Raw genomic sequence first — 19,522 nt, 5'->3', positions numbered from 1 at the left:
ATCTATACCTCCTTATTACCAAGCTGTCTTCTTTCCGTATTTTTCATCTTCCTGGATCGGGAAATGCACTTCTTTACCAAGGTCGCTCGACTGATAAATCGCACGGATAAATTCAAGCGTTCTTCTTCCCTCTACGCCGTCTACCATCGGCTCACGATCTTCTTTGATTGCATGGATGAAATCAGTAAGCTGTCTTCTGTGGTTTTCGGTTGCCACATAGCCAGCACCCGTTGCTGTATCACCAGAGTCAACTTTTACTTTGGTCAGGTAATCATCCTCGTTCATGCCTTCTACTTTCCATTCTACGATCTCTTCTTCCACAATCTTGATCGTACCTTTTTCACCATGGATTTCGATGTGACGCGGATAACCCGGACGGACTGCACTACTACTTACCAGGCTTCCCAACGCCCCATTCTTAAATTTGAATATTGCGTTGGCTACGTCATCTACTTCAATATCCGGATGCAGGGTTGTCATATAATTACCAGTCAGTCTCTCTACATCGCCGACTAAATAAAGCATTAAGTCAATAAAATGAACGGTCTGGCTAATCAGGGAACCGCCGCCCTCACCTTTCCATGTACCTCTCCATGCACCGGAAGCATAGTATTCATCGCTTCGGAAGCATTTTCCAGAACAATCAACCGAAAGAAGTTTACCAAGCTTGCCTTCATCCAGCGCTTTTTTGATCAGCTGAGCCTGATCCATGAAACGGTACATAAAGATAACACCAAATTTAACGCCCGCTTCTTTACATGCTGCAATCATCCTGTCAGCTGCATTACAATCGACAGAAATTGGTTTCTCACACATTACGTGTTTGCCAGCCTTCGCGCAGTCCACAACCATCTGCTCATGCAGGAATGGAGGTGTTACTACACAGACAGCATCGATATCATCTCGTTTCAGCATCTCTTTATAATCCGTGTAATAAGACGGAATATTGTACTCTTTGCTGAATTCCTTTGCCACATCCTCTTTCACGTCACAGAATGCAACAACCTCTGCTTCCGGGATATCCCGAAGTGCTCCTGCATTTAACGGACCTGCCATACCGCCGCCGATAATACCAAATCTGATTTTGTCGCCCATACTCTTTTTCCTTCCTTTCTTTTTTTAATCTTTTATTAGTACATGCACTTTGTTTTCTTTAATATATCTCAGATATCTTACTGATATATTAGCACTTTATTTTTTCATTTTCAAGTCGTTTTCTGATTTTATTTGACGAACTTTAAATCGTATTGATCTTTTATCATGTTTTATTTCATTGTATTGTACATTTCCAATCCATTTTCCCCCATATTTCCCTTATTGCATAAACAATCGGTCAATTTTATTCTCATTCAAATATTCTTCCGCCATTGATTCCACATAAATCTTGAACAGATTTCATAGAACAATTCTTTTCTACAAAACAAAGAAGAGCCATTTAATGTCTCTGCATCAAATGACTCTTCTCATTTTCAATTCTTTACTGCCCAATCTCCGCCGCCGGACCCACTGCCGGTTCCTGCGCCGGACCGTGTCCTGGTCCGATGTCGCTGCCCGGTCCTGCCGGCACGATCGTCGTGCTAGATTCTGCCGGATCTTCAACTGTCTCGGCAGTTGTTTCCGGCACAACCGCCGGGGCTGAATACCGTTTTCCTGCCGTACCCGTCTTGTAGATCCGCTGCATCCGCTCTTTGATGGATTCGCTCTTGATCTGCTCGATCTTGGCGCTGGCGTCTTCTTTTAACTCCTTGCTGCTGCGACCGGAATCGCCGCTCTTTGCAGACTCCAGAAGCTTCGCCGCCTCATCCGAGAGCAAATGATCCCTTCTGAAATTCGCCGCGGTATATCCGCTGGTTGTGATTTCAAATGCATCCGGATGACCTGCCAGATAGGTTCCTTCTCCGCGTCCATTGTCCGTCTCCGGGGTATCAAAGGACGCCGCCGGAAGCCCCTCTACCATCTTTTCCATCGCATTTTTCCAGATCTTCGCCGGATACGTGCCGCCGTACAGGCTGGAAAGTGTCTTCTGCTGGTCGTAGCCAACCCAGACCGTCATCGTATAATATGGCGTCATGCCGCAGAACCAGCCGTCACGGCTGCCGTTGGTCGTACCGGTCTTTCCGGCCGCCTCTATATTGCCGCTCCACCCCATCGATGCCGCCGTACCTTTTGTGACAACTCCCTTTAAAATATCGGTCATCAGCACGGCGCTGCTCTCCTGGTAAACCTGAACCGATTCATAATCTTCAAAAATATCTTCGCCCTGGTTATTGATCATCTTGATAATACAGGTCGGTTCGCGGTACTGTCCCCGGTCTGACAGCGCTGCATAAGCGCCCGCCATCTCCTCGGTCGTCATACCGGTGGTAAAGCCGCCCAGGGAGGTCGCCGGATAATAGTCCGCCGCCTGCACGCTCGCGAAGCGCATCTGGGTTAAATATGCCATGCCGACATCCGGTGTGATATCATCATAGATATACCATGCCACACCATTTTTACTTCGCTCGACCGCATTTCGAAGCTCCAGCCTCTCGCCGGAAAGGGACTTCACATCCACGCCCTTCTGCTTCGCCGCGTCAATATCGATATTCGGAATCTTTGTTTCCGATGTGTAACCATTTTCCAGTGCCGGTGTATACACGATCAACGGTTTGATAGAACTTCCCGGCTGTCTCGGGCTCTGGAACGCACGGTTTAATGTGTAGGTATCCGTCTCTTGACTACGTCCACCCACAATCGCCACGACGCGGTTCGTCTTGTTGTCAATAACGGTGGACGCGCCTTGCAGCTTGTAAACGCCGTTTTCGGATGTATTGCCATCAAAGGACAAAACTCCATCTAATGCATCCTGCAGGATCGTCTGCTTGTCCGGATCCAACGAGGTATAAAGGTTATAGCCGCCCGTGTAGAGCGCATCGCGCTCCTGGTTGTACACCTCATTGTAATTGGCATTGTACTCTTTGTAAGCCTCGTCGCTGCGGAATCCATACTGGAATTCAAAGCCGTCACGGCGCATCAGATAGCGAATCGCACAGTCGATCGCATACGTCGTCTCATAGTTGTGCAGCGGCACTCTCTGGCGGTTGACCGTGATCTCCTCCGCCTTTGCCTCTTTGCACGCTTTCTCCGTAATAAATCCCATACTCAGCATATCTTCCAGAATCTTATCGCGGCGTGTCAGCGCATTTTCCGGATGACGGTACGGGTTGTAATACGTCGGCGAGTTCGGAATCGCACACAAATATGCCGTCTGGCTCAAGGACAGTTCATCCGCATCCTTGCCAAAATAACCTCTTGCAGCCGCCTGAAGCCCGTAGTACGTGTTCGCGAAGCTGATATCATTGATATAGAACTCCATAATCTGCTCTTTGGTGTATTTCTTCGTCAGATCTAAGGAAATCAGCATCTCCTTGATCTTCCGCTCCATCGACACCTCGCGGGTCAGAAAACGGTTTCTCGCTAACTGCTGGGTGATCGTACTCGCGCCGTGCTTTTCTGCTCCCTCAGTCAAAAAGTAATTGACTGCGACACGGAAAATACCTTTTATATCAATGCCTGGATTTTCCCAGAACGTCCGATCCTCGATCGCCACAAATGCGTTGACCGCATTCTGCGGTATCTGGTCATACGTCAAATAACTGGAATCCTCGTCTCCCGTCAGCTTCGCCAGCACATTACCGTTGGAATCATAAATATAACTTGCCTCCTGCAAACGGAACGTATCCAGCGTACTGTTTTCCACCACTCCCTCTATCTGGCTTTTATAGTCCTCATAGAGCGGAATCAGCTTATATGCGCCAAATCCGGCACCGCCAATCACCAGCAGTACCAGACACACCAGAAGCGTCTTGAACATGGTTCCAAAGATCCTTGCCATCGCATGGAACACGATCTGCCCACCGCTCCGGCTGTTATTTTTGCCCGCTTTCTTTTGCTTGCCGACATCAATTTTCCCGCTTTTCTTTGCGGTGCCCCGCCTGCCCGAAGATCGTGCGGATGAAGCTGCCGGCTTCTTTCGAACGCCGGAGGCGTCCTCTCTCGTCTGTTTCTCCCTCATCTCTTCCCTCATCTTCCTATGTATCTATGGTTGCTTCCATTCTATTTTCATGCGGCACCTTAGACTTCAAAAATGCCTGTCTGCGGACAGCAACTTTTTATACTTTTCTGACAAAATCAGCTTGGACTCCCTTTTATTATAAGTTTTTTTGTCCAAAAGAACAAGCCTGTTTTCGAAATCTGCTCAATCTCCTGCCGCATGTTACTGTTCGCGCATACGTGCCCAGTAACGGAATTTGCCGTGGCTTCGCATTTAAATACGGCAAATTCCTGCTGCCACCACGTTTTCTTACGGCACTTTCGGTTCCAAAAGTGCCTACCCGGAAACAGTAACGGGATTTTGCCAATGCATTCAGCTTCAAAAACACTTGTCTGTAAACTGCATTTTCGCTGTATCAACGCCGTTTCCGAAAAAAAAATGCTAGAAGTTCATGCACTAACAGCGGCGTGGCGGATAACAGGAGAAGCGCCAGCCACTCTGCCGGGTGCAGCCGCACCGTGTGAAGGAGTTTCATCAAAAAAGGAATCTCCGTCACCGCAACCTGCATCAGAATCCCCACAAGGAATGCCGCAAGCATCAGCGGATTTTTCCCAAGACTGCGCGAAAATGCCGAGCCCGTGAGCGAGCGCATGCCGACCGAATGAAAGAGCTCCGACAGCCCCAGAACGGTAAATGCATACGTCTGCGCCCGCAAAAGCTCCTGTCTGCTGAAAAATGCCCCCAGCGTGACCGCTGCAATCAAACACCCGTAAAATGCCATGCAAAACCATCCGCCTCCGGCAAACAGCGACTCGCCCGTCCGGCGCGGCGGCTGACGCATCAAGTTTTCCCGGTCGTTTCCATCCATGCCGAGTGCCAGCGCCGGAAGCGAGTCCGTAATCAGATTGATCCAAAGGATGTGCCCGGCTCCCAGCGGCGCCGGTATTCCGATAGCAACGGCGGCAAACATGGTTAAAATCTCCCCCAGATTGGAGGAAAGCAGAAACAGTATAGATTTTCGTATATTTTCATAGATGCCGCGCCCTTCCTCAATTGCCCTCTCGATCGTCGCAAAATTATCATCCGTCAAAATCATATCCGCCGCCTGCCGCGCCACATCGGTGCCACCTTTTCCCATCGCGATCCCGATATCGGCTGATTTAAGCGCCGGCGCATCATTTACGCCGTCCCCGGTCATCGCCGTCACGCACCCGGCGCGTTTTAAAGCCCGCACAATCCGGACTTTATGTTCCGGCGACACCCGTGCAAAGACTGATACAGAACCGATTCGTTCCTCCAGAGCTCCCTCATCCAGCGTTTCCAGCTGCGCCCCCGTCATGCATTCTTCCCGCCGTTTGGCAATCCCCAGCTGCCTGGCGATCGCAAGCGCCGTGTCTGCATGATCTCCAGTGATCATGACCGTCCGCACAGATGCCCTGCGAAATGCCTCAACTGCCTCGGCTGCTGCCTCCCTCGGCGGATCCATCATGCCTGCCAGACCCAGAAATATCAGGTTCTGCTCCAGCTGTCCCACCTGTTTCTCCCGCTTTCCATCCGGCATTTTTCCTGTTTGAAGCTCCCTATACGCCCCCGCGAGTACTCGCAGGGCACGCGCGGACATACGCGTGATCTCCGCCTCAATCTCTGTCCGCCTCTCCCTGGTCAGCGGCACAATTTTGTCCTCTTCCATCTCATAACGACACCTTTTAAGAATCACATCCGGCGCCCCTTTTACACAAGAAATCCAGTTTTCTCCCTGCTCATGCACCGTCGTCATTCTCTTCCGATCCGAATCAAAGGGAATCTCCCCTTTCCGCGGATATCTCCGACGCAGATGCTCCGGAGATACACCACAGTTTTCACAAAATCCGTACAGCGCCCGCTCGGTGGCATCCCCCACCATCTCCCCGGCATCGCTGCACAGCGCAAATACCTCCAGAAGCCGTTTTCCCACTTCTCCTTCCTTAGAGCGCGCCAATTCCTGTTCCGTATACTCCTGTCGATTTACATAACATGTCGTCACCGTCATCTCATTTTTCGTCAGCGTCCCCGTTTTATCTGAGCAGACCACGCTGACTGCCCCCAGTGTTTCCACGGACGGAAGACGGCGCACGATCGTGCCAGCCCGCGCCATTTTCGTCACTCCCAGCGCCAGCACAATCGTCACCGTCGTCGGAAGCCCCTCCGGCACGGCAGCTACCGCCAGGGAAATCGCGGTGAGCAGCATTTCCATCACGTCGCGCTTCTGCCAGACGGCGAGGGTAAATAATAAAACGCACAGCCCGATCGTAAGAATACTCAATAGTTTCCCCAGATCCGACAGCCTTTTTTGCAACGGTGTCTCCTCCTCCGGCGCCTCGCGGATCAGAGAGGCAATCCTCCCTACCTCCGTATTCATGCCGGTGGCGATGACAATTCCCTTTCCCCGCCCTGCCGTCACGTAAGAAGTCATAAATGTCTCATTTTTACGCTCTGCCACTGGAAGCGCACCGGCGGCTAAAAAATGGCTGTTTTTCTCAACCGCCCGCGATTCGCCGGTCAGCGCTGATTCTTCTGCCCGCATTTCAGCTGTCTCGGTAAGACGCAGGTCGGCTGGAACCTGCCTCCCGGCATCGAGCACGACCAGATCCCCCGGCACCAGCTCCCGCGCGGCAATCTCCCGCTCTTTTCCTTCCCGGATCACAACCGCCTCCAGCTGCGTCATCCGTTTTAAGGATTCGAGCGCTTTCTCCGCCTTCCCCTCCTGAATCACGCCCACCGTGGCATTTAATACGACAACCGCCAGAATTACCCCCGCATCGCCGTACTCGCCCAAAAGCAGGGAGATCCCGGCTGCCGCAAACAACACAAAAATCAGGGAGTCGCAAAGCTGTGCCCCGATGCGCACAATCAGACTCCGCGGTGGTGCTTCCCGCAGCTCATTTTCCCCATAATGGCGCTGCCGCACCTCCACTTCCGCTGCCGATAAGCCTGTCCGCAAATCGACCGAAAACTCCCTGCACACCTCTTCCACCGTCCGGTTCTCATACATGCGCATTTCCCCCTTTTTCTGTCCCTGTTCTGTACTTTTCACAGACTGCATTTATTCATATGCGGAAAATAGGGGGGATTAGAACTGAATGGTTGGAATAAAGAAATGGAAAGCATAGTCCTGTTTGATGCTCAAATGGCATCGGAACTCTTATTGTTTCGATGCCATTCTATAAATTCTATGATTTAATTTTATCGTTCTGTTTCTGTCACATACCTTACACCTGTGGTTCCGGCTCCTGCGTCTGCGCGGCCGGTTTGCGCTCCATCGGCATATAACCTTCTTTCTTCCGCTGTATCGGCTGTGCAGTCACCGTTGCTGCCGTATCCCGGAACGCCGGGAGGCTACCTGTCTCCATGTAAGCACGGAACGGAAGTTCGCCCTGCACTGGGTCTTTCACGACCTCATTTTTCTCCACTTCTGGCCGTTCTCCTCTGCGCGGTGGACGGCGCTCAAACCGCTCCCGCCTTCCAGAAGCCGGGCGGTCTTCCCTTTTCTCATTTTCCGGCACCGCGCGGTTTCCGCTACGTCTGTCCGCTGCTCTCTCGGCTCCCGAAACACGCGCTGCCCTCTCTCTCTGAGCAAGCTCTTTCTCTGCCCTGCGTGCGCTCAGTATTCCCCTCAGCAGCACGATCCGCTGTACGGTTCCGATAGCTTCTCTCCGATCGTTCCGGTCTGTCACTGCCAGACGGACGTTCTTGTGCGCTGCGCTCCTGTTCCGACTTTTCGGCTTTTTCCGGTGTTTCCAGACGTGTTCCCCTATTCGGACCACTTACGCCTCTTGGCGCCTGTGTCCGCTCCGAAAGAGGTCGAACCTGCATCTTATTTTTCTTTTCCTTCTCCCGGAAGCTTTTAAGTACGATCGCCGCCGAATACTGGTACGCATAGATACAGCTTTTCATCAGTTCCTGCTCTTCCTCCGTCTTGCAGGAACTCAAGAGCATCTCTTCCTCTTCTTTTTCCAGATATGCCTCTCCGTTCGTATCGCGTTCCTTTACCGGCTTGTAGATCCGGTATTTCTTGTAATACGGCGGACATGGAAACTGCTTATTCTTAACCGGTTCCGGTACAATCCGCAGTTTGTAGGTATCGGACATGCGCGCCAGAACATTATGTATTTTCTCACAATTCTCTCTCGTATTTGTCTCCCGCGCCGGGATACAAAGTAAATAATCCATCTATTTTCCCTCACATCTATCAAACGATCCTTTTCAAAATCGTTTTCTTCTCAAATTTTCTACATTTACGCCAATCTTTATTGTATCATGTCAGAGAAAAACGGGCAAGTGAAAAAGAATGTGCCTCACGACAATTTCCTGTTACACAAAAAAAGGCTGCCACACGAATGCCAAACGAACGTTTTCCGTCCGGGGCCTTCTGTTTGTGACAGCCTGTCTTCCTTTATCTAACGCAGCCATATTTACCTGCGTGTTACTGTGAACAGTAACACCTGCGTTCCTCAGTCTCTTACACCATCCAGTCTTTCAGCACGCCGTGATCGCGCAGCAGCTTTCCAACCACCGTCTTGTCAATCTTCCGGAGAATCGGCTTTTTGAGTGCTTCAAGCGGCATCGGCAGCTTCATTTCCAGCGGCGATTTGCCGTCCATCAGCTTGACCGTGCTGTCCAGAAGCTCGCGGATATCGTAGACACTTCCCCATACCTCCGGTACGCCGCGGTCTACGCCGCACAAGCCGTACACCGCCTCCATCGCGGTGCGGACGGAATACTCGGTCGTGAAAATAGTATCACGCGGGGTCTCCGCAAACTGCCCCAGAAATGCCGCATTGACACATCCATCCGGGATAACGTCCGGGCGGTCTCCGGCACGCCGCGGCATAAAGAATGCTGTAATATACGGCATCATCGTCGGCGTACAGTTCGCATGGTTCTCAGCCAGTTCCTCGATCTGATCCTCCGGGATTCCGAGATGGTACAGCCATTCTTCGGTGATCTCCTTGCCCGTGCAGGCGCGCATCGGCTTCTTCACATAATCGCCCGGTACATCCGTAAATAAACTGTATACCCAGACGCAGATCTCGTCCTTATTCTGCGCTTTGAACTGTCCCTGACGGTTGATCGTCCAGCTAAGCAGCCAGCTTGAATCACGGCAGCTCACGATACCGCCTGTTACGACGCGTCCACTTCTCGGATCCCTGCGGCAAATCTTGCGGATCTGGGAAATGATTGTCTCATCCGAAGTCGTGACCGTCGCAGACTCCCAGTTCGTCTTCTGGATATCCGAGCAGAATTTCTCCGGATGTCCAAATGCCGGATCCTGCGCAGCAATCTGACGCCACAGACTCCAGCAGCCGCTGGTACGCACTTCCGCACCTTCTACCGGTGCCTGATTCTGGTCGCCGTAGATCGTTCCCTCAGTACAGCTTCCGTTCGTAATAAAGACAAAATCATCCTCAGTCAACGTGATTTCCTTCTTCTCGCCGCCCTTCACGTACTCGATCGCCTTCGCAACCTTTTTCTCACCCTGGATGTCAAACCGCACATTCGTAACCTCGGTGCCAAACTGGATCTGGACGCCTGCCGTCTCCAGATATTTCTGCATCGGCAGAATCAGCGACTCATACTGGTTGTAACGCGTAAATTTGAGTGCCGAGAAATCCGGAAGTCCGCCGATGTGGTGGATAAAACGCTGAAAATAGCGTTTCATCTCTAATGCACTGTGCCAATTTTCAAACGCAAACATTGTTCTCCAGTACAGCCAGAAATCCGAATCAAATACCTCATTATCAAACACATCCTCAATGGATTTGTCATACAGATCCTCATCCTTCGTGAAGAACAGCTTCATGATCTCCATGCTGCCTTTCTGGCTCAAGCGGAATTTGCCGTCCGTGTGTGCGTCCTCGCCTCGGTTGACCGTCGCACGACAGAGCGAGTAGTTCGGATCGTGTTTATTCAGCCAGTAATATTCATCGAGAACTGATGCCCCCGGCACCTCCAGGGACGGGATGCTGCGGAACAGATCCCACAGGCACTCAAAATGATCCTCCATCTCGCGGCCGCCGCGCATCACATATCCACGGGTCGGATCCTGAATACCGTCACATGCACCACCTGCTACCTCCATCGCCTCCAGAATATGGATATTTTCTCCCGGCATCTGTGCGTCTCTCACAAGAAAACACGCCGCCGCCAGAGAAGCCAATCCACTTCCGACGATATAAGCCGATTTGCCCTCGATTCCCGCCGGTTTCTCCGGGCGCGCAAACGCCTCATAATTTCCCTTCGAATAATAAATTCCCTTGCTGTTTTTCTCCTGGCTGCCGCGTTCCGTATTCCGGTAATCCGAAGCCGACTTAACCACTTTTCCTGCCTTTTTCCGCTTCGACGCCGCTGCCGCCAGCCCCGCTCCAACTGCCAGTGCCGATACCGCACCCGCTTTCCATGCTTTCTTATTCATGTCCTGATCGCCCCTGCCTTTCTTCAACTTTCAAACCATTTCTTTTTTACGTTACCCCGATATCTAGTTTTTGATACTATCTAATAATGATTTGATAGTAAAACTTTTTTGAAGAAAAGTCAAGAGCATCGCTTCTCTCTCATCATCTTCTGTCACTTCCCGTTTGCCTTTGGTCAGGACAAGTGGAAGGTGCTGATCCTGCGTGACCTGCTGCCGGGAACGAAGCGGTTCAGGGAGCTGAAAAAGTCCGTAGGCAATGTGTCTCAGAAGGTTTTGACCGCCCAGCTCCGGGCGATGGAGGAAAACGGGCTTCTCCACCGTGAGGTCTACGCCGAATTAGCAAATATTTTTGCTGGGCGGCAGCTCTACTTTCTGCCAAAAATGGCATCGAATGGCACTGGCATACTGAATTGGAGTTTATTTATATTGAATCCGGAACTGTTACTTTGTGGATTGGAGAAGACCAATTTCATTTAACCGAAGGAAATGGCATATTCATTAATACAAAGGTACTCCATCGCCTTTATTCTCCCTCAAAAGCCCTCATTCCCAATTTTGTATTTATGCCTTCTTTTATTGCCCCTTGCGACAGCCTGATTTATCAGAAATATATTCTGCCGATCATTTCTTACCCATTGCCATTTCTCATATTTCATATTAACCCCAACGGAATACCGGAAACATAAAAGCCGCTGATTGGGACGGCGCTGCATTTCCGGCTGCCATCCGCGGGATTCTGGTCAATGCCTTGCCGAAACTCATGCATCCGACACACAGCTTGGAGATTTGAATATCCTCTGCACCAAAAATGTCGATTTCCATACTTATATTTGAGATTCTGATAAGCATTACAGCGGCTTTTAAAAAATCTGTATTGATTTTTCTGAGCGAGGTGTTATAATCGGTATATACCGAAAATAAAAGGAGGAACGCGTCCATGCCAAGACCGCCACGGTGCCGTCGGATTTGTGGCGCACCACAAGTTGATACCTTCTGCCCCAATGGGTGCGAGAATACCAAGCCGATCCTGCTGACGCTGGACGAATACGAGGTCATTCGTCTGGTTGACTTGGAGCAGCAAACCCACGAACAGTGTGCCGCGCAAATGGACATTTCACGCTCTACCGTGCAGGAGATTTACGAAGTCGCACGGCGCAAGATCGCAGCGTGTCTTGTCCACGGGAAACCGCTGCACATCACCGGGGGAAACTACCGCATCTGCGGAGGACAGGAGGCAGCCCACTGCGGCCGTTGGTGCCGGATGCAGAGAGCCAACACAGAAAAATCCAACAAAAAATGCAAAGGAGATTCCATTATGAAAATTGCAGTTACCTATGAAAACGGTCAAATTTTTCAGCATTTCGGCCACACCGAACAGTTCAAGCTTTATGAAGCTGTGGACGGCAAAATCACTCATGTGGAAGTTGTTGATACCAACGGCAGCGGTCACGGCGCACTGGCAGGCTTTCTGATGCAGAACGGCGTGGACGCTTTGATTTGCGGAGGCATCGGCGGCGGTGCTCAGGCAGCACTCGCCGAAGCGGGGATCAAGCTTTACGGCGGTGTCAGCGGGGACGCTGACGCAGCGGTGAGCGCATTGCTCAGCGGAAATCTGGGCTATGACCCCAATGTTCATTGTGATCACCATGACCATGAGCACGGCGAAAAAGGTCACACCTGCGGGAACCACGGCTGCGGCAAGCATAGCTGCCATTGATATGGAACGAACACTGACACAGCTTCCGTTCTGGTCATCCTTGACCGAACACGAAATGGAAACGCTTTTCTGATGTGATGTGGGCGATGCAGCAGATCATGTTCAAGGGATTGGATCGGCGGCTGGCAGAGTTTCTCCTTGCCGAAGCAGAGCGTACTGACTCCGACACGATACGCATGACCCATGAGCAGATCGCCCAGCACATCAGCTCGGCGCGGGAGGCGGTGGCGCGGATGCTCAAAAGCTTCTCGGAGGACGGGCTCGTGGAACTAAGACGAGGCGCGATCACGCTGCGGGATAAGAACAGACTAAATCGTTTGAAATAGATGTGACTTTGTCACAGAATGAAATCATAATTCTAATATAATGAAAGCAGAAAACCGAAAGGAGAATCGATCATGAAAGAAACGAAATACGCAGGTACTCAAACCGAAAAAAACCTGATGGCTGCCTTTGCCGGTGAGTCCGAGGCACACAACAAGTACACCTATTTTGCATCCAAGGCCAAGAAGGAAGGCTATGAGCAGATCGCGGCGTTGTTCCTTAAAACCGCTGACAACGAAAAGGAACATGCTAAGCTGTGGTTCAAAGAACTGAACGGCATTGGCGATACCTCTGAAAATCTTCTCTCTGCCGCTGAGGGCGAGAACTACGAGTGGACGGATATGTACGACGGCTTTGCCAAAACCGCCGATGAAGAAGGCTTTCATGAACTGGCGCAGCGGTTCCGTCTGGTCGCCGCCATTGAAAAGCACCACGAGGAGCGCTACCGCGCCCTGCTACACAATCTGGAGATGGCAGAGGTCTTTGCTAGGAGCGAAGTCAAGGTGTGGGAATGCCGCAACTGCGGTCATATCGTGATCGGTGAGAAGGCGCCCGAGATCTGCCCTGCCTGCAACCATCCCCAGAGCTACTTTGAAATTCACGCGGAGAATTATTAAAGAAAGAAAAGGAGAATCATCATGGAGCAGAAGTTTTACATTTGCAAGCATTGCGGCAACATCATTGCCAAAGTTAAGGACGCAGGTGTTCCTGTCATCTGCTGCGGCGAGCCGATGAGCGAGATCGTTCCCGGCACCACCGACGCCGCCGTGGAGAAGCATGTTCCCGTCTGGACGGTGGAAAACGGCATCGTCCATGTCAAGGTCGGCTCCGTGGAGCATCCTATGCTGCCGGAGCACTACATCGAGTGGGTATCTCTCCAGACCAAGCAGGGCAATCAGCGCAAGGAACTGCATCCCGGCGAAAAGCCAGAGGTCTGCTTCGCTCTCTGCGAGGGCGATGAAGTCGAAGCGGTCTACGCCTATTGTAACCTCCATAGTCTGTGGAAAGCGTGATTCATCTTTCAAAAATCTGTTGCCATTTCTCAACCCCTATCGCGGCAAGTGTGTATTCATCCTACTTGTCACGCTAGCGAATGCGGCAGGCGCTTTGCTGATCTCTACCATCACCGCCGACATGATCAACATTGCCGTGGAGGGCAGACACATGGATTGCGATCCTCGGCGGTGGGATGCTTATGAAAGGCAGCCTGACCCCCGGCACGTTCCAGGCCTTTTTCCAGTACATGAACATGTCCAGCGAACCGATCACAGAGCTTTCCTATATGACAAACCCTCTGCAATCGGCGCTGGCCTCCATGGAGCGGGTATATGAGCTGCTGGATGAGCCGGAGATGGAAGCAGAGCCGGAAGCACCGAAGCGAATCGGCCATGCGCTGGGAGCGGTGGAGTTTTCCCACATTCGCTTTGGCCAATTATTGGTGAATCGACATTTTGTTTCCTTTATCCACTCATTTTTATGATGTTCCAAGCACTTGATTCAAGGCAGAAAGTCATGTCGCATCACTTAATACTACAGCCCCTTCTTTATTTCTTCAATTGTCATCTCATATACTTCTGTTACTTTTTCCATTGCTTCCGGTATCCCCGGCTGCTCTCCGGTTCTATCTCTCAAAAGTTCTGTCAACTCATGACTAACCTCATACAGACGGTCAAAAGAAAGATTCTGACACACCCCTTTCAGTGTGTGTGCACCGCGAAAAGCATCTTCATAATTTTTATTTTCCAATGCCTGTTTTAACTGTATATAACTCTGATCTTCAAGGAACTTTAATGCAAATCTCCGAATCAGTGCTTCGCTGTGAAGGCGTCCCAAGACAGCTTCATAGTTTCCTCCAATAGCTTCGTAACACTCTTGCATTGTCATATTTTAGTCCTCCTGTCAATTGTATTCCACTAATTCATGAACCCCTGCTAATCAATTATATACATACCTTAAAATCGTTTTTATAACTTCATCAATCACAATCGGCTTTGACAAATGTGCGTTCATTCCTGCATCCAGTGATGCCTGAACATCTTCTGCAAATGAATTAGCTGTCATTGCTATAATAGGAATGTTTTTTCCATCCGGTCTGTCATTCATTGCCCTGATTGCTTTTGCTGCTTCATAACCATTCATTTCAGGCATCATGATATCCATCAGGATTACATCAAATGTGCCTTCCGGATGATTTCTGAAAATCTCAACAGCATTCTTTCCATCCACAACTCTTTCTACATTCATCCCGAACTCTTCCAACTGCACGGCAGCAATCTCTGCATTCAGTTCATTATCCTCTGCAAGAAGGACATTCACACCTGTAAGATTCACCTTTTCAGAAATACCTGTGTCTGACTTATTACATTCCTTATCTGTAATTTTCAAAGGAATATCCACAGTAAATGTGGTTCCCTCATGCTTTTTACTCTGCACGGAAATGGTTCCACCCATCATATCTACATACTTCTTTACGATAGCCATCCCCAGTCCAACTCCATGGTACTGCGTTCTCACATCGGAATCTTCCTGTGCAAATTCCTCAAAAACTTCTTTTGTAAATTCCTCACTCATGCCAATACCAGTATCCGAAATGCGGTAACGCATATTTATATATCCATCCCCGCCCTTTTCCAGACACCGGGCTTCAAATGTAATCGTCCCTCCATCCGGAGTGTATTTTACGGCATTGCTCAGAATATTGACCAGCACATCACGCAGGCGTGCAGGATCCGCAAGTACATTTGGAATCTTTGCTTCTTCACGCTGAATCTTAAAGTTGATATCCCTGTTCGTAAGAAAGCCTTTTGTAATATCCAATGCAGAATCTGTAATGTTTTTCACATCCGCCGGTACCGGATTGTATTTCACTTTTCCACTTTCGATGCGGGTCAGATCTAATACATCATTGAGCAGCGACAGTAAATGCTCTGAGCTTTCGTCAATCTTTTCCAGACAATTTTTCACCTCGTCTGACGGATTGTTTTTCATTGCAATACCGGTAAATCCTATGATTGCATTCATCGGTGTCCTCATATCATGGGACATATGTGACAGAAATGCTGTTTTTGCCTTGGTTGCAGCCTGTGCATGCTCTGCCAATTCCGCCATTTCCTCAGCTTTCTCCTGGGCCGCCTTCTGCGCTTTTTTTCTTGCACTGAGACGCACCATTATCACAGCCATAGCAGTCAGCAGCCATCCAAAAATAAGAAGAACCCAAACAGTAACAGCAGGATGCAGACGGATCCAGTCAACAAATGTCAGCTCTGTTGCTTTGTGTGTAGTATACTGTGCTGCAAGATCTTCAATAAGATATTGTGGCATGGCATACATTGCTTTCGTCAGAATACCAGCCAGCGCATGGTTCTCAGTTGATGAAATTACCATGCGGTAGGTGAATGTAGGCTGCTCCAGCAGAGTATATGTCATGGTGCCCGTAGTGTCACTGTTCACAAACGCCTGTGCCATGTAATAGTAGACGAAGGCAGCATCTGCTTTACCCTCACGGACAGCTTCCATCATTTCCTGTCGGGTACTGCACATCAGCTTTTCTGCACCGGGTGCCATTGCATCTTCAATTGACTTTGATGCTGTCTGGTCAACAGTAGCAACAACATTAATTTTTCCATCAAAGTCACGCCGTGTCACCCTTGCCAGCTGCATCGTAATGAAAGGTGCAGTAATCCCCCATTTTTTCGTTTCAGCATAGTTATCTGTTTCCAGGCGTGCATCGATGCTCATATCTGTGGTTTCCGTATTTTTCTGATAAGCAATATACTCATCTCTGGTATCAGGTGTAAGAAACTCATAGGAAATCCCGGCATAGTCTGCAATTTTCCGGAAGTAATCCGGGATAATACCCTTCATCTCACCATTTTCATTATAAGAATATGGATAACGGGTCGGATCACACAGAACATGAAGCGGGTTGTCCTTGGAATACTGTGAAATAATACTTTTTTCTTTCTCCGTATATTCCAGATTCTTAGTTTCGATGCTTTCATAATTTTTATTATAAAGTGTCGTTTTCCAGTCACCCTCAACTGCATTCATCTGGTCGATTGCATAATTGATCTCATTCAGCAATTCTGTATTACCTTTTTTAACAATGACATAGAAATCGCTGCTGCCAAATTTATCCACGATTCGCTCATTGTTTGTTTTTCTCAGAGAACTGGTAACAATCGCATCAACTTTTTCGCTCTGAAGGGCTTCCTTCATTTCTGCGGTCGTATCAAAATAAGATGGAACATATGTAAATCCTTTGTTGTCTGCAAAATCCGCAAACTCTTCATTCCGGGTGTTTCCGTTCAAAAGCGCCACACGCATACCGTTGTAAGTGCTGTAATTGCCGTCCACAATCGTGCTGTTGTCACTGAGGACGGTCAGCATCCCATAATTGGTTCCGATGGGACGTGAAAAATCAAACTTTTCTTCTCTGTCCGGTGTTTTGCGGGCAGATGTTACCATGTCGATCTCGCCATCTTCAAGCATCTGCTGCATATCATCCCAGCTCTGATCGTATCCGACATATTCGTAATCTACATCCCAATAACGGGCCATCAGACGAAGAAAATCATAGCCATATCCGCTGCGGTTGCCTTCTTCATCCATCACATGATAACCATCCATGGCAAAGAAACCGACTTTGACAGTTTCATGCTGCGAACTGTCCTCGGCTGCATATGCAGTCTGGGGAGAAAATATTATACACACGCATACAAAAGTCAGTAACACTGCCACATATTTCTTAGCTCTCGAAATCATATTAAATCTCCTGGTCAACCTCCTGGTTTAATAAAATTGCACTGCCGCATCAAATCCATTTGTCACTGTTTAGTGACCTGCGGTTCGGTACCCCCCCCCCACCAGATTTTATGCTTCTGATCGTCTTTTCCAGCACCTTCATCTCAACCGGTTTTGAAATATGTGCATTCATACCGGCTGCCAGAGAATTCTGAATGTCCTCCGAGAATGCATTGGCAGACATTGCAATGATTGGAATCTTCTTTGCCGCTTCATGGGAGCTTCTGCGGATTGCCTTCGTTGCATCATAACCATTCATAATAGGCATCTGCACATCCATCAGAATCATGTCATAATCACCTGGAGCAGACTGTTCAAATGCTTCCAAAATCTCTTCGCCATTTTCACAAATGGTACATTCCGCACCTTCAATCTTTAACAGTTCTATCAGGATCTCCGCGTTCAACTCATTATCCTCTGCACACAGGAATTTCATTCCCTGCAGAATATTTCCATCCTGCTCATCTGTTTCTTCTTGTGCCGCCAGAGCAACCGTTCTATCCTCTGCAATTTTCAGATCCAAGAGAACCTCAAAACAGCTTCCCTGTCCCAATTCACTCTCCACATCAATGGTACCTCCCATTGCCTCAACCAGATTCTTAGTAATCGCCATTCCAAGTCCGGTTCCCTGTATTTTATTTGTAAGGGAACTTTCCGCACGGGTAAACGCATCAAAAATTGTATCCTTGAAATCTGCTGACATTCCCATACCATTATCGCTAACTAAGAAACGGTACTTTGCATAGACAGATGACTTTGTCTCACATTCTTCTACAAAGAACTGAATTTCCCCACCTTCCTGGGTATACTTCACTGCATTGGAAAGCAGGTTGCTGAAAATCTGCATCAGGTGAACCTGATCCCCATTCACCCACCCATGCTGAATATTTTCTTTTATGATTGTAAGGGTCTGCTGCTTTTCATATATTTGAGTATGAAATATAGTGTCAAGTTCCTGTACAAGATCCAGAATAGAAAAGTCAGAATACTTGAAGACTGTTTTTCCTGCCTCAATCTTGCTCATATCCAGAACATCATTGATAATTCCTAACAGGTGCTGTGATGAAATGTCTATTTTTTCTGCATACTCTATAACTTTTGCTTTATTACCTGCATCATGTCTGATCAAAGATGTGATACCAATGATTGCATTCATAGGTGTACGAATATCATGTGACATATTAGACAGGAAATCCGTTTTCGCCTTATTTGCATTTTCAGCTGTCTGCAAAGCCTCTGTTGCAACGTTCTTTGCCTTTTTCAGTTTTTGATTGACTACTTCCATTTCCTTCATTGTTTGTAAATGAAGTTCATTATTTCTTTTTTCATATTCTGCTTTTTGATCTGCAAGACTAAGTCTGGAAATACTGTAGAATAATCCGGCAAAAAGTAAAAATATATAACCTGCCATGAGTATTGTTGTAAACAACACCGTTTTCTGGTAATCCCTCAGCACATTGTCAACAACTCCCCTTTCCACAATACATACCAAAATGGTGTTGTTGCTTTCTATCGGGCAATACCCCAGATAATAGGGGTTCTGTTTTCCCAAAAGTGCAACTCCGGATTCTCTGTTATTAAACTTCTTTTTGAACAAATCAGCCTCTTCTTCTGTAATAGCCTGTTCTCCTTTTAAATGTTTTAACAGAGAATAATTACGCAGGTATTTATCACCACTCTGGTTCGTATACGTAATATTTCCGTCATTATCCAGAATGAACAAATATGCTTTCCCGTCATAACCTTTCAGTTTTAACATGGAATCCAGTTTCGAATGATCATACACGCTTCCAATTGCCGTATAAGTTTCCCCATTGATAGTATATTCCTGACATGGAATCGCAACCAGATAACCGTCTTTTTTCTTCTGATCATAATCAACACGCACCAGTTTTCCAATATTGTATCCATTCTTTAAGTCCAGCAGAAATTTACTTGGCATATCAATCCGCATTTTTGTTCCACCTGCTGATATTGCCTGACCATTTTCCCGAAGGAATATAAGTGTACTTTCCGATTCTTTTTCCCATGCTTCAAAGAAACTTTTGTTCATATCCGTTTCAAGAGACAGCTCCCTCTCATGAAGTAAAAATTCCTTAACCAACTGCAGCTGGCTGTAGTACCCACTCACTTGAAGATCATAGGTCTGCTGCATCTGCTCAACAACAGCTCCCATACTGCTTTTTCCATTTTC

Annotated in this window: 17 protein-coding genes; 7 read left to right on the top strand and 10 right to left on the bottom strand. The window is 48.5% G+C overall.

Annotated features, from left to right (window positions below):
- Positions 1-15 precede the first annotated feature (15 nt).
- From DWX68_RS10705 to DWX68_RS10680, 6 genes are all read right to left on the bottom strand, one after another.
- Entirely contained in the window at positions 16-1,095 is a 1,080-nt protein-coding gene (locus tag DWX68_RS10705) for a Gfo/Idh/MocA family oxidoreductase (protein WP_107001112.1), read from the bottom strand.
- A 382-nt stretch (positions 1,096-1,477) separates the two neighbouring features.
- A complete protein-coding gene (locus DWX68_RS10700; protein ID WP_243027716.1) occupies positions 1,478-4,054 on the bottom strand; it encodes a transglycosylase domain-containing protein in 2,577 nt (858 codons plus the stop codon).
- A gap of 394 nt (positions 4,055-4,448) precedes the next feature.
- Positions 4,449-7,064, bottom strand: a complete 2,616-nt coding sequence (locus tag DWX68_RS10695) for a cation-translocating P-type ATPase (protein ID WP_118629435.1) — start codon at positions 7,062-7,064, stop codon at positions 4,449-4,451.
- Positions 7,065-7,281: 217 nt separating this feature from the next.
- Entirely contained in the window at positions 7,282-7,575 is a 294-nt protein-coding gene (locus DWX68_RS10690) for a hypothetical protein (protein ID WP_118629433.1), read from the bottom strand.
- Between the two features lie 13 nt (positions 7,576-7,588).
- A complete protein-coding gene (locus tag DWX68_RS14945) occupies positions 7,589-8,242 on the bottom strand; it encodes a hypothetical protein (RefSeq protein ID WP_243027706.1) in 654 nt (217 codons plus the stop codon).
- Positions 8,243-8,531: 289 nt separating this feature from the next.
- Positions 8,532-10,484 (bottom strand): oleate hydratase, encoded by a 1,953-nt coding sequence (locus DWX68_RS10680; protein WP_118629431.1) that lies wholly within the window; start codon positions 10,482-10,484, stop codon positions 8,532-8,534.
- A gap of 141 nt (positions 10,485-10,625) precedes the next feature.
- On the opposite strand from DWX68_RS10680, the gene DWX68_RS14940 reads away from it, so the two are divergent.
- Complete coding sequence (locus DWX68_RS14940; RefSeq protein ID WP_243027720.1) at positions 10,626-10,961, top strand: helix-turn-helix domain-containing protein; 336 nt, start codon at positions 10,626-10,628, stop codon at positions 10,959-10,961.
- On the top strand, positions 10,895-11,170 hold the full coding sequence (locus DWX68_RS10670) for a cupin domain-containing protein (protein WP_243027704.1): 276 nt from the start codon (positions 10,895-10,897) through the stop codon (positions 11,168-11,170). Before DWX68_RS14940 ends, DWX68_RS10670 begins: the two co-directional genes overlap by 67 nt.
- Here the strand turns inward: DWX68_RS10670 and DWX68_RS14705 are convergent.
- Positions 11,142-11,306 carry a hypothetical protein gene (locus DWX68_RS14705; protein ID WP_182432175.1) on the bottom strand — a complete coding sequence of 55 codons (165 nt, stop codon included), beginning with the start codon at positions 11,304-11,306 and terminating at the stop codon, positions 11,142-11,144. The two genes, DWX68_RS10670 and DWX68_RS14705, sit on opposite strands and share 29 nt — an antisense overlap.
- A gap of 115 nt (positions 11,307-11,421) precedes the next feature.
- Here DWX68_RS14705 and DWX68_RS10660 point away from each other — a divergent pair, with 115 nt between their 5' ends.
- The 5 genes from DWX68_RS10660 (at position 11,422) to DWX68_RS10640 (ending at position 14,005) form a co-directional block, all read left to right on the top strand.
- Positions 11,422-12,201, top strand: coding sequence for a DUF134 domain-containing protein (locus tag DWX68_RS10660; RefSeq protein WP_118629423.1), 780 nt, complete (start codon positions 11,422-11,424; stop codon positions 12,199-12,201).
- An 86-nt stretch (positions 12,202-12,287) separates the two neighbouring features.
- Positions 12,288-12,527 (top strand): helix-turn-helix domain-containing protein, encoded by a 240-nt coding sequence (locus DWX68_RS10655; RefSeq protein ID WP_242995740.1) that lies wholly within the window; start codon positions 12,288-12,290, stop codon positions 12,525-12,527.
- A 72-nt stretch (positions 12,528-12,599) separates the two neighbouring features.
- Positions 12,600-13,142, top strand: a complete 543-nt coding sequence (rbr, locus tag DWX68_RS10650; RefSeq protein WP_118629421.1) for a rubrerythrin — start codon at positions 12,600-12,602, stop codon at positions 13,140-13,142.
- A gap of 21 nt (positions 13,143-13,163) precedes the next feature.
- Positions 13,164-13,538 carry a desulfoferrodoxin family protein gene (locus DWX68_RS10645; protein ID WP_118629419.1) on the top strand — a complete coding sequence of 125 codons (375 nt, stop codon included), beginning with the start codon at positions 13,164-13,166 and terminating at the stop codon, positions 13,536-13,538.
- 182 nt (positions 13,539-13,720) lie between these two features.
- On the top strand, positions 13,721-14,005 hold the full coding sequence (locus DWX68_RS10640; protein WP_147354952.1) for an ABC transporter ATP-binding protein: 285 nt from the start codon (positions 13,721-13,723) through the stop codon (positions 14,003-14,005).
- Positions 14,006-14,055: 50 nt separating this feature from the next.
- Here DWX68_RS10640 and DWX68_RS10635 read toward each other — a convergent pair whose 3' ends face one another.
- Genes DWX68_RS10635 through DWX68_RS10625 form a run of 3 tightly spaced genes read right to left on the bottom strand, consistent with a single transcriptional unit; the run spans position 14,056 to position 19,504 of the window.
- Positions 14,056-14,409 carry an Hpt domain-containing protein gene (locus DWX68_RS10635; protein ID WP_107001123.1) on the bottom strand — a complete coding sequence of 118 codons (354 nt, stop codon included), beginning with the start codon at positions 14,407-14,409 and terminating at the stop codon, positions 14,056-14,058.
- 51 nt (positions 14,410-14,460) lie between these two features.
- The gene (locus DWX68_RS10630; protein WP_118629415.1) at positions 14,461-17,289 is read right to left on the bottom strand and encodes a transporter substrate-binding domain-containing protein; all 2,829 of its coding nucleotides are present in this window, start codon (positions 17,287-17,289) and stop codon (positions 14,461-14,463) included.
- Positions 17,290-17,338: 49 nt separating this feature from the next.
- The gene (locus DWX68_RS10625; RefSeq protein WP_243027702.1) at positions 17,339-19,504 is read right to left on the bottom strand and encodes an ATP-binding protein; all 2,166 of its coding nucleotides are present in this window, start codon (positions 19,502-19,504) and stop codon (positions 17,339-17,341) included.
- Positions 19,505-19,522 lie beyond the last annotated feature (18 nt).

It is taken from the genome of Clostridium sp. AF20-7, assembly GCF_003479275.1.
GTDB lineage: Bacteria > Bacillota > Clostridia > Lachnospirales > Lachnospiraceae > Otoolea > Otoolea fessa.
This window is presented reverse-complemented; position numbering and strand designations above follow the sequence as displayed.

Coding starts and splice junctions, on each gene's coding strand:
- DWX68_RS10645 (WP_118629419.1), top strand. CDS start 13,164: ATGGAGCAGAAGTTTTACATTTGCAAGCATTGCGGCAACATCATTGCC.
- DWX68_RS10680 (WP_118629431.1), bottom strand. CDS start 10,484: ATGAATAAGAAAGCATGGAAAGCGGGTGCGGTATCGGCACTGGCAGTT.
- DWX68_RS10625 (WP_243027702.1), bottom strand. CDS start 19,504: ATGGGAGCTGTTGTTGAGCAGATGCAGCAGACCTATGATCTTCAAGTG.
- DWX68_RS14705 (WP_182432175.1), bottom strand. CDS start 11,306: ATGGAAATCGACATTTTTGGTGCAGAGGATATTCAAATCTCCAAGCTG.
- DWX68_RS10655 (WP_242995740.1), top strand. CDS start 12,288: ATGCAGCAGATCATGTTCAAGGGATTGGATCGGCGGCTGGCAGAGTTT.
- rbr (WP_118629421.1), top strand. CDS start 12,600: ATGAAAGAAACGAAATACGCAGGTACTCAAACCGAAAAAAACCTGATG.
- DWX68_RS10705 (WP_107001112.1), bottom strand. CDS start 1,095: ATGGGCGACAAAATCAGATTTGGTATTATCGGCGGCGGTATGGCAGGT.
- DWX68_RS10660 (WP_118629423.1), top strand. CDS start 11,422: ATGCCAAGACCGCCACGGTGCCGTCGGATTTGTGGCGCACCACAAGTT.
- DWX68_RS10630 (WP_118629415.1), bottom strand. CDS start 17,289: ATGATTTCGAGAGCTAAGAAATATGTGGCAGTGTTACTGACTTTTGTA.
- DWX68_RS14945 (WP_243027706.1), bottom strand. CDS start 8,242: ATGGATTATTTACTTTGTATCCCGGCGCGGGAGACAAATACGAGAGAG.
- DWX68_RS10700 (WP_243027716.1), bottom strand. CDS start 4,054: ATGAGGGAGAAACAGACGAGAGAGGACGCCTCCGGCGTTCGAAAGAAG.
- DWX68_RS10640 (WP_147354952.1), top strand. CDS start 13,721: ATGAAAGGCAGCCTGACCCCCGGCACGTTCCAGGCCTTTTTCCAGTAC.
- DWX68_RS10635 (WP_107001123.1), bottom strand. CDS start 14,409: ATGACAATGCAAGAGTGTTACGAAGCTATTGGAGGAAACTATGAAGCT.
- DWX68_RS10695 (WP_118629435.1), bottom strand. CDS start 7,064: ATGTATGAGAACCGGACGGTGGAAGAGGTGTGCAGGGAGTTTTCGGTC.